The sequence below is a fragment of the Inediibacterium massiliense genome (genome assembly GCF_001282725.1).
GTDB lineage: Bacteria > Bacillota > Clostridia > Peptostreptococcales > Thermotaleaceae > Anaerophilus > Anaerophilus massiliensis.
Genome location: NZ_LN876585.1, coordinates 34,615 through 47,982, shown reverse-complemented (window position 1 = coordinate 47,982; position 13,368 = coordinate 34,615). Strand labels below are relative to the sequence as shown.

The 13,368-nt window shown below is 32.9% G+C and carries 13 protein-coding genes; 2 read left to right on the top strand and 11 right to left on the bottom strand.

Translation table 11 applies throughout. From position 1 onward, the window contains the following. Positions 1 to 138: 138 nt before the first annotated feature. The gene (locus BN2409_RS03165) at positions 139 to 720 is read right to left on the bottom strand and encodes an ECF transporter S component (protein ID WP_053955220.1); all 582 of its coding nucleotides are present in this window, start codon (positions 718 to 720) and stop codon (positions 139 to 141) included. Positions 721 to 941: 221 nt separating this feature from the next. Here BN2409_RS03165 and BN2409_RS03160 point away from each other — a divergent pair, with 221 nt between their 5' ends. Next, complete coding sequence (locus BN2409_RS03160; protein WP_053955219.1) at positions 942 to 1,406, top strand: spore coat protein; 465 nt, start codon at positions 942 to 944, stop codon at positions 1,404 to 1,406. Positions 1,407 to 1,465: 59 nt separating this feature from the next. On the opposite strand, the gene BN2409_RS03155 is transcribed toward BN2409_RS03160, so the two are convergent. The 8 genes from BN2409_RS03155 to BN2409_RS03115 all read right to left on the bottom strand — a co-directional run bounded on the left by BN2409_RS03155 (position 1,466) and on the right by BN2409_RS03115 (position 9,937). After that, positions 1,466 to 2,704: a nitrogenase component 1 gene (locus tag BN2409_RS03155; protein WP_053955218.1), complete on the bottom strand. Its 1,239-nt coding sequence runs from the start codon at positions 2,702 to 2,704 to the stop codon at positions 1,466 to 1,468. A gap of 2 nt (positions 2,705 to 2,706) precedes the next feature. Further along, on the bottom strand, positions 2,707 to 3,975 hold the full coding sequence (locus BN2409_RS03150) for a nitrogenase component 1 (RefSeq protein WP_053955362.1): 1,269 nt from the start codon (positions 3,973 to 3,975) through the stop codon (positions 2,707 to 2,709). A gap of 2 nt (positions 3,976 to 3,977) precedes the next feature. After that, positions 3,978 to 4,727, bottom strand: coding sequence for a nucleotide-binding protein (locus BN2409_RS03145; RefSeq protein ID WP_053955217.1), 750 nt, complete (start codon positions 4,725 to 4,727; stop codon positions 3,978 to 3,980). A 26-nt stretch (positions 4,728 to 4,753) separates the two neighbouring features. Next, the gene (locus BN2409_RS03140; RefSeq protein WP_053955216.1) at positions 4,754 to 5,542 is read right to left on the bottom strand and encodes an ABC transporter ATP-binding protein; all 789 of its coding nucleotides are present in this window, start codon (positions 5,540 to 5,542) and stop codon (positions 4,754 to 4,756) included. A 65-nt stretch (positions 5,543 to 5,607) separates the two neighbouring features. Then, positions 5,608 to 6,648 carry a FecCD family ABC transporter permease gene (locus tag BN2409_RS03135; protein ID WP_053955215.1) on the bottom strand — a complete coding sequence of 347 codons (1,041 nt, stop codon included), beginning with the start codon at positions 6,646 to 6,648 and terminating at the stop codon, positions 5,608 to 5,610. Next, positions 6,648 to 7,691 (bottom strand): FecCD family ABC transporter permease, encoded by a 1,044-nt coding sequence (locus BN2409_RS03130; RefSeq protein ID WP_110942918.1) that lies wholly within the window; start codon positions 7,689 to 7,691, stop codon positions 6,648 to 6,650. Before BN2409_RS03130 ends, BN2409_RS03135 begins: the two co-directional genes overlap by 1 nt. Before the next feature lie 95 nt (positions 7,692 to 7,786). Beyond that, the gene (locus BN2409_RS03125; RefSeq protein WP_053955214.1) at positions 7,787 to 8,776 is read right to left on the bottom strand and encodes an ABC transporter substrate-binding protein; all 990 of its coding nucleotides are present in this window, start codon (positions 8,774 to 8,776) and stop codon (positions 7,787 to 7,789) included. 339 nt (positions 8,777 to 9,115) lie between these two features. Further along, the gene (locus tag BN2409_RS03115) at positions 9,116 to 9,937 is read right to left on the bottom strand and encodes a helix-turn-helix domain-containing protein (protein WP_053955212.1); all 822 of its coding nucleotides are present in this window, start codon (positions 9,935 to 9,937) and stop codon (positions 9,116 to 9,118) included. 218 nt (positions 9,938 to 10,155) lie between these two features. Between BN2409_RS03115 and BN2409_RS03110 the strand changes: the two genes are divergently transcribed. After that, entirely contained in the window at positions 10,156 to 10,350 is a 195-nt protein-coding gene (locus BN2409_RS03110) for a hypothetical protein (protein WP_053955211.1), read from the top strand. 118 nt (positions 10,351 to 10,468) lie between these two features. Here BN2409_RS03110 and murJ read toward each other — a convergent pair whose 3' ends face one another. Both murJ and BN2409_RS03100 read right to left on the bottom strand, forming a co-directional pair. Beyond that, positions 10,469 to 12,022, bottom strand: coding sequence for a murein biosynthesis integral membrane protein MurJ (gene murJ, locus BN2409_RS03105; protein WP_053955210.1), 1,554 nt, complete (start codon positions 12,020 to 12,022; stop codon positions 10,469 to 10,471). 121 nt (positions 12,023 to 12,143) lie between these two features. Continuing rightward, a complete protein-coding gene (locus tag BN2409_RS03100) occupies positions 12,144 to 12,872 on the bottom strand; it encodes a hypothetical protein (protein ID WP_053955209.1) in 729 nt (242 codons plus the stop codon). Between the last annotated feature and the right edge of the window lie 496 nt (positions 12,873 to 13,368).

Below are 13,368 nucleotides of genomic sequence, written 5' to 3'. Positions count from 1 at the left end.
AAAATTTTTATTTATTTCAAAACTTTTTTTCTTGTTTAATAATTTTTCATTCTATGATACAAAAAATACTACTCTTTTTAAGAGTAGTATTTTTCTGTTTGATTATCCATGTATTAGATCTCTTATCATTCACCTAAATTATTTAAAACGTTTTACTGCAAGCACAACTGGAACCGTAATGACAATTGCAGTTCCTGCTGAAACAAACCCATTGAATACAAGGGCTAACAAAGTCTTTGTTGCCACACTTTGACTCATATTCAGTGCCTTTGCATACTCATCTATGTATAATATATAAATAAGCCCTAAAACTCCAATAGTATTGGTAAACGATCCTATTGCTGTCCCTATAGAAATATTAAAACTTATACTTTTTGTTTTGCATATTTTATATGCATAATAGGATGTAACGCCAATAAGCATCCTTGGCAAAATAGCAACAATAGGATTTAAAAATACAAAAGTAACAGGTGAAAAAGTATTTAGAGCTTGAAACATACTAAATAGTCCAAACAAAAGTCCTATCATAGCTCCCACTAAAGGACCTTCCAAAATTGCTCCAATAATCACGGGAATATGCATAATCGTACTTTTAAATGGGGGTATAGGAATAAATCCTAATCCTGTAACTCCCAGTACAATAGTCACAGCAAATAATGTACCTATTACTGTAATCTGCTTTGTTGTAAACTTTCCTTTTGACAATGTGATCTCTTTCATAATAATACCTCCGTTCTCATTCCTTTTTTTGGATATAAGTCGAAAAATTTGATTATAGAGATTTAAAACAAGGATTTTGAGTTTGGTTTCATAAAGAATACCAACACATAAAAATAATACCATTTTTTTGATGAAAATCAAGTTTTATTTTTACGAAAATATAGATAATATTATGAATAATTTTCCTGCTTAAAATCCATCCTAAAGTTGGAGGTGGTTTTATGACAAATTTAACTCAAAAAGAAAAATATTTATTACAAGATCAAAAAAGCCATGAAGAATTATGTATTAAAAAGTACAACAATCATGCAAGTAAAGCCAAAGATCCTCAACTAAAACAATTATTCTTATCTCTTGGACAACAGGAACAACAACATCTAAATACAATCAATCAAATTCTCAATGGACAAGTTCCCAATATGAATCAATCTAGTCAACAAAATATGCAAAATATACAAAATCAATTTAGCACACCAAGCAATATGAAGCATGAGAGCGATAAAGATCTCTGTACAGACTTACTTGCAACAGAAAAATATGTATCTTCTACATACGATACATCCATATTCGAATTTAAAGATCACAATATTAGACAAGCTTTAAATCATATTCAAAAAGAAGAACAAGAACACGGAGAAGCTATATTTAAATATATGGAAGCTCATGGAATGTACAATCTTCAGTAAAAATAATAGGATAGGAGTATAAGTACTCCTATCCTATTTGTTTTTTAATTGATATATATTTAATCATCTATTTGCTCTAAAATTCCATTGAGCCATAAATTCACTAAATTTACAGCTCCCCGAAAGCCCATAAAAGGAGATTCATAAAGGTTCAATCTCCATTTTACATCTGGATTAGATATTTGAAGATCTATATTTCCTTTTGCCCATTTCAAAGCTTCTCCACTTGCCATTAGAAGTCCACTTTCTTTGGATTTTATAGCTTGTATCCATTCATCTTCCGAAAAATAAGGAATTTCTGCACTTGTCATACTTGGACAGTCACACCAACAAACTCCTTTCATTAAAGACAATTCTTTTTCTGCATAAGAAAGAATCCCTTTTACCACATCTGCATGACCTCCTAATGAAATTCTTCCTTCATCAGGATGTTCTCGTATGATATGTTCAAATATAAGGATTGCAGGTGAAATTTGACTCATGATTTTTTCTTTTTCTAATTTTATAAAACTACTATCTGGAGTTAATCCACACATTTTTCCTATCTTATCTATCCATCCCAAAGTTTCCTTCATTCCATAGGGTCTAGCCACTAAATATGGCGTTTTAAATCGTTTCTTTAATTGTTTTGCAGCAGGTTCTCCTTCTCGTCGTATAACTAAATTAATATGGGCACCACCCATATCCTCAATTTCCTGTACACATGTATCAGAAGTCATAACGCAAAGTTTTTTCATACCAAAGGCACCCTTCATTATTCGAATCATCTCTTCTGCATCAGCATGGAAACGAAATAAATCAGCACAAGAACCGATTATATTAAATGTAGGCTCCTGTGTTTTTTGTATATCCTTTGGTAATGTTTTCGAAAGCAGCAAAAGTGCTTCTTGAACACCAACATGTCCACATATGTCAAACCCTCCATATCCAAATGGAAGTAATCGTACATTAGGATATTGTGGTTGTAATTCTTCACATATGGCCATTAAATCCGTCCCAATAACTGTTGGCACTGAAGATGACAGTAAAAAAATAATTTTAGGCTCATCTCTCTCTACAATTTGAGCAATAGCACGATTCAGTCTATTCGTATCTCCTAATGAAATATCTGTTTCGTCGATGTGAGTAGAATATAGTTTACACCTTTTAGATATACCTGCTTGATTTAAAAACATTCGCCCATACTGCATATGTCCCATACATCCGTATTCAATCAAAGCTGCATCACGGATTGAAGCAAGCGTCCATAATGTTCCCATTCTACCTGACATTGGCGGTTTGAATCTATGAATTCCCATGACTACTCCTCCTTATTTACTTTTTCATACATCTTTAACATCCTACTTAATAAAACTGCTGTTCTTTCATAACCCATTTGTCCATACAAATCCTCCAAATATGAAACGCAAGGAATGGAAGAGGAATCTTTTAGAAGTTCTCCTAAAGAAAATTCTGCTTGAATACATTCTAAAAGGTCTCTATCCGCATGATCATTTACCATATGGCAGATCATAGGATCATAGCCTTGCTTTTTAATAGCTTTTGCCCATTTTTTATCATCAGGATAAAATTCATCCATATGTAAAATCGTAGGCTTCATTTTAAATTTAGTTAGATATAATACAAAGGGCAAAGGCATCATGGCACCCATGTGAGTTAGAATATAACTTTTCCCTTTAAACACATCTTCTGCCTGTTTCTGCAATGTAATAGCTTTTTGCCTTGATGCATTAAATTCATGGTTAAACCTGATTTTCAATGATTTTTCTATAGCTTCATACATATGATCTATTTCCGATACATCATAAGTTTCATGAATACTTATAAATGGAACTTGAAACTTCTCCCACATCATTTCAGCCAAAGGATTCATAAAAGGTGAAATTACAATATTAAGAGCTGCATCTGGTGAAACAATAAAATCCTCAACATCAGATTTTGGAGCAAGCATTCTAAGGTAAAATCCTCTTTTTTCCAATGCTGTTAATAATTCAGGCATAGGAGCATGCTTTTCTCTCGGACTACGTCCAAGAATATTGATTGTATCATCCCTTTTTTTTCCCCTCTTCATTAATGTTTCAAATGCTAACAATGTTTTCCAATAACCTGACGGATAACTATTACATTTAAAATGTGCCATTAACACAAATGTCAGTAAAGCCGAAACCTTAGGCTGTAGCTCATGTACAATACCCTCTACATCTTCTCCGATTACCTCCGGAACACAAGTTAAAATGATCATGATGGCCTTTGCACCAGACTTATCCATTTCTTTGATTGTTTGAATCAATCCTTTACGGCATCCAAATACAACCTCGTTTGAATCTAAAATATACGTCCAATGTAGCTGACCTTCTTCACTTTTAATCTGAGAAATCACATTACGACTATAAGTTCCACATTCTGGTGTACCTACAACCAAAGTAGACATTCCCTTCACTTTTGCACTAAGTGCCAATGCAGTATGCATGGGACAGTGATTTCCCGGAAAAGCTGCCGGAGTCAGAAATTTTACACCGGCATTTGTCTTAACTGAAGATAAGCGTTTTATATGTTTTAATCCATTCATGATCACTTTTCTCCCTCCAATAGAATCTTTGCCAAAGTATGGTAGTGCTTTGTCATCTCACATTCAGGGAAGGCTTCAACTACCGTTTTTCCCAAGGCCTCAGCCTTCTGTACATAAGGATCTCGGGACATACAATAAATTATGGGAGTTTCAATTTCATCTGAAACTTTTTTAACTAGCTCTTGTTCATTTTCAATTTTTTTAGAGTTGAGTATCAATCCTCGTAAGGATGCATATCCACGCTTACCAAAACTTCTAACGGCATGTGCTATATTTGTAGCTGCGTAAAGTGACATCATTTCTCCTGAGGTCACTATGCACACCTCGTCAGCATATCCTCCTCTAATAGGCATAGCAAAACCACCGCATACCACATCACCTAAAACATCATATAGGATAACATCTGGTTGATACACTTCATATGCATCTAATTCTTCTAACTTTTCAAAAGCCGTGATTATTCCACGACCCGCACACCCTACCCCTGGAACAGGACCTCCTGATTCTACGCACAAAACCCCAGTACTACTTTTAAAGACAAGATCATCTAACTCAACATCCCCTTTTTCTCTTAAAGTATCTAATACTGTAGTAATGTTTTTACCTCCAGTTAGATTACGAGTAGAGTCTGCCTTGGGATCACATCCAATCTGCATTACTGTTAGTCCCATTTTTGCCATAGCTGCAGATACATTGGATACTGTAGTGGACTTCCCAATGCCACCTTTTCCATAAATTGCAATTTTCTTCATATGATCATCTCCTTTTCTTACTATTTCTACTCTTTAATCAGTTCATAAGAAATACATGTGGGTCTCCCTGTTCTAGACTCCAACCCAATCTCAGCATCAATATGGAATGTATCCTTTAAGACCTTTGTGGTCATAATCTCTTTTGGAGTTCCGCACCTTATAATTTCTCCACTGCGTATTGCTATCATGTAGTCTGCAAAGCGTGCGGCTAAATTCAAATCATGTAATACCATGACGATTGTACAACTTTGTTCCCTATTCAGATTGTATAAAAGCTCCAATACCTCTAACTGATATGCCATATCCAAATAGGTGGTAGGCTCATCTAGCAATATCAAATCCGTCTGCTGGGCTAGTGCCATTGCAATCCAAACTCTCTGACGCTGTCCGCCAGAAAGATTGTCTACCGATGCAGTCTCAAATTCAGTTAGCTTGGTCATCTTTAATGCCCATGCAATGATTTTCTTATCCTTAGAAGACAGTTTCCCATATCCTCTCTGATGTGGAAAGCGACCGTAGGATACAAGCTCCCCAACAGTAAGCCCTCCTTGAGCTTGAGGCGATTGAGGCAATATAGCCATCTTTTGTGCCACCTCCTTAGTAGGAAGCTTTCTAATATCATCACCGTTTAAATACACCATGCCTTTCTTTGGCTTTAGAATACGTCCTACAGTCTTTAAGACAGTTGATTTTCCACATCCATTTGGTCCAATTATGGTAGTAATCTTACCTTTTGGTATATTCATATTTAAATCATCAACTATAAGTTTGTCATCATAAGAGATGGCTAAATTTTTTGTTACAATACTGTTCATAAGCTCTTACTCCTTATATTAAATACATAATTTCTTCATAGTAAACTTTATGAATCATTCTATGGTTAAATCTTGCTGTTAGAAAGAAGATACAGAAAATATGGTGCTCCAATAATAGCTACCACAATTCCTGTTGGCAGCTCAGAAGGTTGAATGATAATACGTCCAATAGTATCTGCCATAGATACTAATACAGCACCAATGAGTATACTAGTCAACAGAAGTACACGGTGGCGTGGTCCAACAAGTCGTCTTGCCAAGTGGGGTGCTATAAGCCCTACAAAACTAATACTTCCGCTAACCGCTACACATGAGGCTGCAAGAGCGACGGCTACTGCAAGCAGTCTACGACGTTCTTTCTCTACTAAAGCACCAAGACTATAGGATATATCATCGCTCAGACCTAATATATCCATAACAGGAGCTTTTGTAAGTATATAAGGAATCAATATGACTAACCAAGGCAGTAATGTCATCACAAATTTCCAGTTGGAACCCCAAATACTTCCTGTCTGCCAAGCAACAACAAAGTTATACTGTGTATCATCCAACTTCACTACCAGTAAAGTGGTTAACGCTGAAACTCCAGCTTGTACTGCCACACCCGTTAAAATAAGTCTCATAGTTGCAATGCCCTTATTTCGTTGATAAGAAAAAAGATAGACTATCACTGCCGTAGCACCCGCTCCTATTAACGCTAGAAAAGGCAAAGTGAACACGGATAAGAACGATTCCCCACTAAAAATTAGTACATACAAAATCACCATTAAACCAGCACCTGCATGAATACCCAAAAGTCCTGGATCAGCTAGAGGGTTTTTAGATACACTCTGTATGATGCATCCTGATAGAGCAAGCCCCGCTCCTACCAACATTGAAATAATTATACGAGGTAGTCTAAATTCAAATAAAATCAATTTTTCTTGATCCATACTTTTTCCAAATAGTGTCCTTAAAACATCAAGTGGAGACATTTTAATATATCCTGAGTTCATACTAACAATTAGAGAAATGGTTAGTAATACAACACACCCAATTACAATGGATATATTACGAATCCATATCTTACGTTTATATGCTTCAATTATTTGTTGTTGTTCGTTCATTACATTGCACTCCTTTGCTTGCGAGCCAAGTTTAAAAATAATGGTACGCTAATAAGAGAAATCATAGCTCCTATGGGAGTTTCAAAAGGAGGGTTTAAAGTTCTCGCCCCCAGATCAGCCAATACAACCAACAAAGCTCCCATTACTGCTGTAGAGGGAATAATTAATCTATAGTCCATCCCAACAAAAAAGCGTGCAATATGAGGAACAATCAGTCCTACAAATCCAACTGCTCCTACTACCGATACAGATGCTCCTACCAATATAAGAACTATAATGGAAGAAAGTGCATTTACCACCCTTATATTTATTCCTAGTCCCTTTGCAACATCCTGACCTAAACTCAAAATAGAAATGGAAGGTGATAATAAAAAAGCTCCTATCAATCCTCCTATTATCCAAGGCAACATTATCCTAACTTGTTCCCAATTGGAACCTGCAACACCACCAACAGTCCAAAACATAATGCTTTGCGCCACATTAAAATAAAGAGCAATTCCTTGGCTCATGGCCACAAGCAGTGTACTAACAGCTGCACCTGCCAATACAAGACGAGTAGGTGTTTGTTCCCCTCTTTTCATAGAAGCAATTCCATTAACTAATATGGCTCCCAAAGTTGCTCCCAAAAAAGAAAATAAGATGATATGCATATACTTCATTTCTGGAAAAAAAGCAAAACAGATGGAAAGAGCAAAAGCAGCCCCAGCATTAAGCCCTAATAAACCGGAATCAGCTAGAGGGTTTCCGGTAGTTCCTTGCATAATAGCTCCTGCAACAGCTAAAGATGCACCAACTAAAGCACTTGCTATCACGCGAGGCATACGAAGATTAACTATAACAAGATGATTCATTTCTTCCTCATTAAAATGAAATAAAGCATCCCACACAAAAGATAACGGAATATGGGCTGTTCCCTTAGTTGTGGAAAATACCATAATAAAAGCAAGTAGTCCTAATCCCCCCAACACAATCAGCCACATCTTCCATATATGATCTTTTTTATTGATCTGTACACAACTTACCTTTTCCATTGGCTTCTTCATCTAATTGCTACCTCCTTATTTCTATAAACTATTTTTATTATGCCAAACCAATGGATAACTTCCATCTATTTTGCATCTAGTTTGCCAATGAAATATTATTTTGATATGGCTTTTCTTAAATTCTTAGCCGCAATCTGTAGTGACAGTGGACTTTCGCTATTTAAAGAATCATCAAAAAATAAAATATGATCGTTCTTTACTGCATTAAGTGATTGCCATACAAGGGAAGATTTTTGTTTTTGAATCGTAGAATTCACAATTTGAGGGAAATGTCTAAATATAATATAATCTGGATTCATCTGGGATAAAGCCTCTAATGAAATAATCTCACTATTCTCAGGATAGCCATTAGGTTTTGACAAGTTAAAACCATCTTTTTTGTTGTAATAAAGAGTATTACTAAAACCTACAGCAATAAAATTTCCCTTTCCATCCACTCGAAGTAAAGCAAATGTTTTGTCTTTATGATTTTCTAAAAGCTCTCTAGTTTTTTTGATTTCCTTTTCAGTTTCATGGATCATTTGAGTGGCCAAATCCTCTTTTCCAACAATTTTTGCACATTGCATAGTTTTATTTTGCCAAGAATCTTTAAGGTCTATCTGAACTACAGGAGCTATTTTTATTAACTGATCATAAATCTTATCTGCATGACCTTTAAATGTCACAATTACATCTGGTTTTGACTTAAGAATCGCCTCTAAATTTAAATCTCTAGCACTACCTAAATCCATAACATTAGCAGTACCTGCATATGGTTTAAGAGTTTCAAACTCATCTAAAGCCTTCATTGCACTACCAACTGTTGCTCCAGCAGAAGCCGTTGGTGGCGTTTCCAAAGCAAAAAAATAATCCAAAAACAACGCATGAAGAATTGCTATTCTCTCAGGTTTTTTATCCAATTGAATCTCTTTTCCTGTTGCATCTTTTATGGTTCTTATCCACTTAGACTTTTCATGATCTTTTGTTTCTTTCGTGAACGTACTATCCGATTTGCTTAAGCTATTTTCATGATGGGTGCCACTACAACCTGATAATATACCTATGGCTAATATAAGTGAGACAAATAATCCCATAAACTTTTTCATTTTCATTCCTCCTACATAATAATTTGAATCTATCATCATGATCATATGAACTAAACGAACTATGACTAATATAGCAAATAAAAAATTATATGAAAATGGATGATTACTGAATCCATAATGCATTATTCCTGAATTTCTTTTAAATGGCACATTCAATAATGAAATAATGTAATTGAAAAATTTTAATGAGACAAGCTACTATTTTTATTATGTTTTCAACAAAAATAAATATAAAAAAGTATAAAAAAAGAAAGCTCTTAAATCCTTCACAATAAGAATCTAAAAACTTTCTTTTATCTCTTTTTTCAATATAAATCATATAAAATAATTTAAGAATCATCACCCTTTATATCTAAACTTCTGCCTAAATTTACTTGGTGAAATACCAAATTGCTTTTTAAATCTCTTGCTAAAATGATATGGATCATGATAACCAACACTTTTTGCTACTGATACTACAGAAGCATCACCTGTTACTAATAATTCTTTTGCACGATTGAGTCGATGAATCATAAGATAATCTCCTGCTCCCATTCCTGCATATTTCGAGAATACATAGAATAATCTATTTTCATTTACCCCATGCAATTCTGCAAGAGATCGAATAGTAAGTGTATCCATGTAATATTCATGAATATAATCTGATACTTGTTTAAACAATATCCGATCATCACCACTTGATTGATTACGTACACATATAAAAATTTCATCTAATATACAACGAAATATGGTTTCCGTTTGAAATGCAGCAATTGCTCCTGGTTGATTGGATACTCTCCATAATCGTTGTAACAACTCAACCAGCCTAGGACTTTGTCCTATAACAAGTTCAAAATGTGTATTCTCTAAAGAAAATCCTTCTGGTTCAGGCTTACGAATACTATAAAGAACCAAGATATAATTCCATTTCTTTTTACCAACTACACTTTTACTTAAACTCATATTTGCACCACCATGGATTACACTTCCAACACCTGCTGTGTAAGAAGTCCCATCAAAAAGAAAATTCGCTTGCCCTCCCAAGGGAAAGATAAATCCTGGAAATGGTGACGTTTTTGTACTACCAAAGCTTCCCGGTTCAATACTATAATGATATACTCCTTCTACTTGAAAAGCAGTATGCACAAAATGTTCTACGAGATCAATGAATTCAATTTTCATTTTATGCTCCCCTCTTGCTCACTAAAGTTTATAACCATTCTCCTATTCTATTATTTTCTAAAAAAATAGCTCTATCACTTATGACAAGAGCTTAGAGATTGTGTTTATTATAACCTAAGTAAGTTATGGTTTACAATGTTTTTTCTATTATTATATATATTGATTCTCATTTTCATTTCTCTCATCTATCTTTAAAACATAAAAATTAAAATGTTTCTATGCATATAAAAGATATAGATCAAAACAAAGAACAAATTCTTACTATAATCGAGGATATATCTGCTCTTTCTGAAGAAGCTGCTGCATCTGTTGAAGAACAATCAGCAAGTATTGATATGATTTCACATACAGCACAACAACTTAATGAAATCTCCATTCCATTAAAAACACTTATGAATCAATTTCGTATTTAGCTAAAAAATATGCCTTCTATTCACTAGTCTCGAATAGGAGGCATATTTTTAATTGAATACCTACATAAGTATAGACTACTTTGACAATACTTTACACTTTTTTTAAATTTTATCTATATTATTTTCGCAATAATATTTTTACTACCCTATTTAATTCTTCCATTCTCAATAAATAAGCAATAAATACAAATATCCCCATGCCTACAATACTTGATACCCCTATTTTCAGTATTTGTAAATCTTTATCAAATGGATTGATAAATCTAGCTAAATACATATCTACAATAAAAACAACAATGCCCATTCCAATACATGCTAAAAGTGTTTTTCCTATAGAGATGAATATTTCTTTATCTTTGATTCCATTCATTTTTTTGGTAAAAATATAATACAATATAATCATATTTAGAAGGCTTGTAATAGAATATGCAAAAGCTAACCCCTTAACACCAAAGGAAGTATATTTAACAAAAACAATATTGAGTAATATGTTTGATGCAACTGTAATAATGCTGATCTTTAATGGAGTCTTTGTATCATGATTTGCATAAAAACCTCTCATTAAAATTTGTATCCCTGCTTGTGCAATTAATCCTAATATATAATAAAGTAGAACTTGCGCTGTTATGAATGCATCCTGCTCTGTAAAAGCTCCATGTACAAACAATAATCTTATTAAAGGCAATCTAAGTATAAGAAGCCCAACAGCTGATGGTATGATCACAAATAGTATATTTCTTAGTCCTAAAGAAAAAGTATCTTTAAATTTTTCCACTTCTCCTTTTGCGATCTGGGAAGTAATCGTTGGGAAAATTACACTTGCAATACTCATTGCAAAAATACCTAAAGGTAATTGGATAATACGATTGGCCAATCTTAATGCTGTAATACTTCCTGTATCTAGTAGTGAAGCAATATTCTGATTTACAATTAAATTTACTTGCGTTACAGATAATCCAATCAACGTAGGAAGAATTAACTTGAAAATTTTTTGTACTCCAGGATGTTTTAGATCAAAATCTAGACGATAATATTTCATTTTATTTTTTAGGAAAAAAAATTGAAATAAAAAATTAACAACTGCTCCTATAATTACTCCTATAGCAGTCCCTACAATCCCTAAATATTTTGATAGAAAAATTGTTCCAAAAATAATCCCTATATTATATAAAATGGGTCCTATATAAGAAACATAAAATTTCTTATACCCTTGTAAAACACCTGATGTTAGTCCTGCAAGAGCAGTAAATGTTACGGCTGGAAACATAAAACGAGTTAATTTAATCGTAAGAGCTAGCTCTTCTCCTTTGAAACCATATGCAACAAATGGAACTAAATATTGAGCAAATAATATCCCTATTATAGATATAAAAAACAGGGCGAAAACAATTAAATTAATAAAAGAAGATCCTACTTTCCAAGCTTCTTTTTCTCCCTCTGTAACTAAATAACTTGTAAATACAGGAATAAACGCTGCACTCAGTGCACCTCCAACAAGCAACATATACATTAAATCAGGTATAGTAAATGCAGCAAAAAAAGCATCTGTTTCTACCCCTCTACCAAATGCATTGATCATTATAACTTCACGAATAAATCCTAATAGTCTACTTACTACCATAATAATCATAACAATTGTTACAGTCTTTGTCGTGCTTTTACATTTTGTCATACTTTATCCTCATTTCATCCTCTATATCTTTTATCACTGGATTGTCAACATTTTTTACAAGATCTTCATTCAACTCACTTTTGCTTCTAATACCACGTTTGCCAAAAAAATTGCTCTCACTTCATTCAGTTCCTAATGTCTCTAATTTTTTATTCTGATTTCGTATTATAGTAAATTTAATTAATTTCCCACAGCTAGAAATTAATCTATTCTGTTTATAAACAATGATGAATGAATTATTTTTTAATATTTCATCATCGTGAAACTTTATTTTTTTAAACTGTGAATCATAATTATGACTATATTTCAAATCTATATCTTTTTCTACTAAATGTATATAGTTAGTATTATCTATACTCTTCCAATAATATTGATCAGGAGACGTTATTTTTATCTCTCTTTCCTTATATAAAGATACATGTAGAACTGTTAATAATAATACCATAATAAATATTACACATATGCAAAATTTTATTATTTTACTTTTATTTTGAGGTTTTAATTTATAACTTTTTTTAATAAGTCTTATTCCTCCAATGAACTGTAATCCTATAATGCCATATATAAGTATAGATGCAACAATCATTCCAGTTAATTGGATTAAGCTATCAAAATTACCATGTAAAAAAAATATATAAGTGTATACTCCTCCATATACTATAGAAGATAAAATCATAAACAACCCTAGCAGAGCAGGTCGTCCTGGATGTTTTATAAAAGGAGGTATATCTCCTCCTAGATAGTGATACGGATTAAAAATATGATTTTGACATTCATTAATTTCTTCTAAATAATTAGATTTATGATTTCTTTTTTTATGAATATTATTTTTATTCTTTATTTTATTCACAATATCACTTCTCCTTTTCTAATTATTAAAATATTAATGTAATTCATTGTATGAATTGTTAAAAATACTTTTTAGAAATATTATAGAAACGAAAACGGTCTTAATATTCCTTTTGTTACTTTCATCACAAATTTATGGATATAGTATCCAAATACAAGTCCTTTAATGCGTCACTAATTTGCTTTTTTACCTAAAATATTATTACGTTATAGTCTCAATTCGTCTTCTAAATTTGGAAATATACTAGGGAAGCTATTTGGAATATGAATCTTTACTCTTATTTCTTTTCATAAATATTAGATGAATATCTTTTTCTTTTTTTAGGTCTGGGGTTAAATTTTTATTGATATATCCCTTGTTGCTTATGATGGCTATTAATTTATAGCTTTCTATTAACTCCCATACAGCTTCTCGATCATAGACATTTTAGAAAATATTAAAGGATTATCCACAAAAATGGCTGATAAAACCAAAGAAAAATATCCTTTTTTTGAAG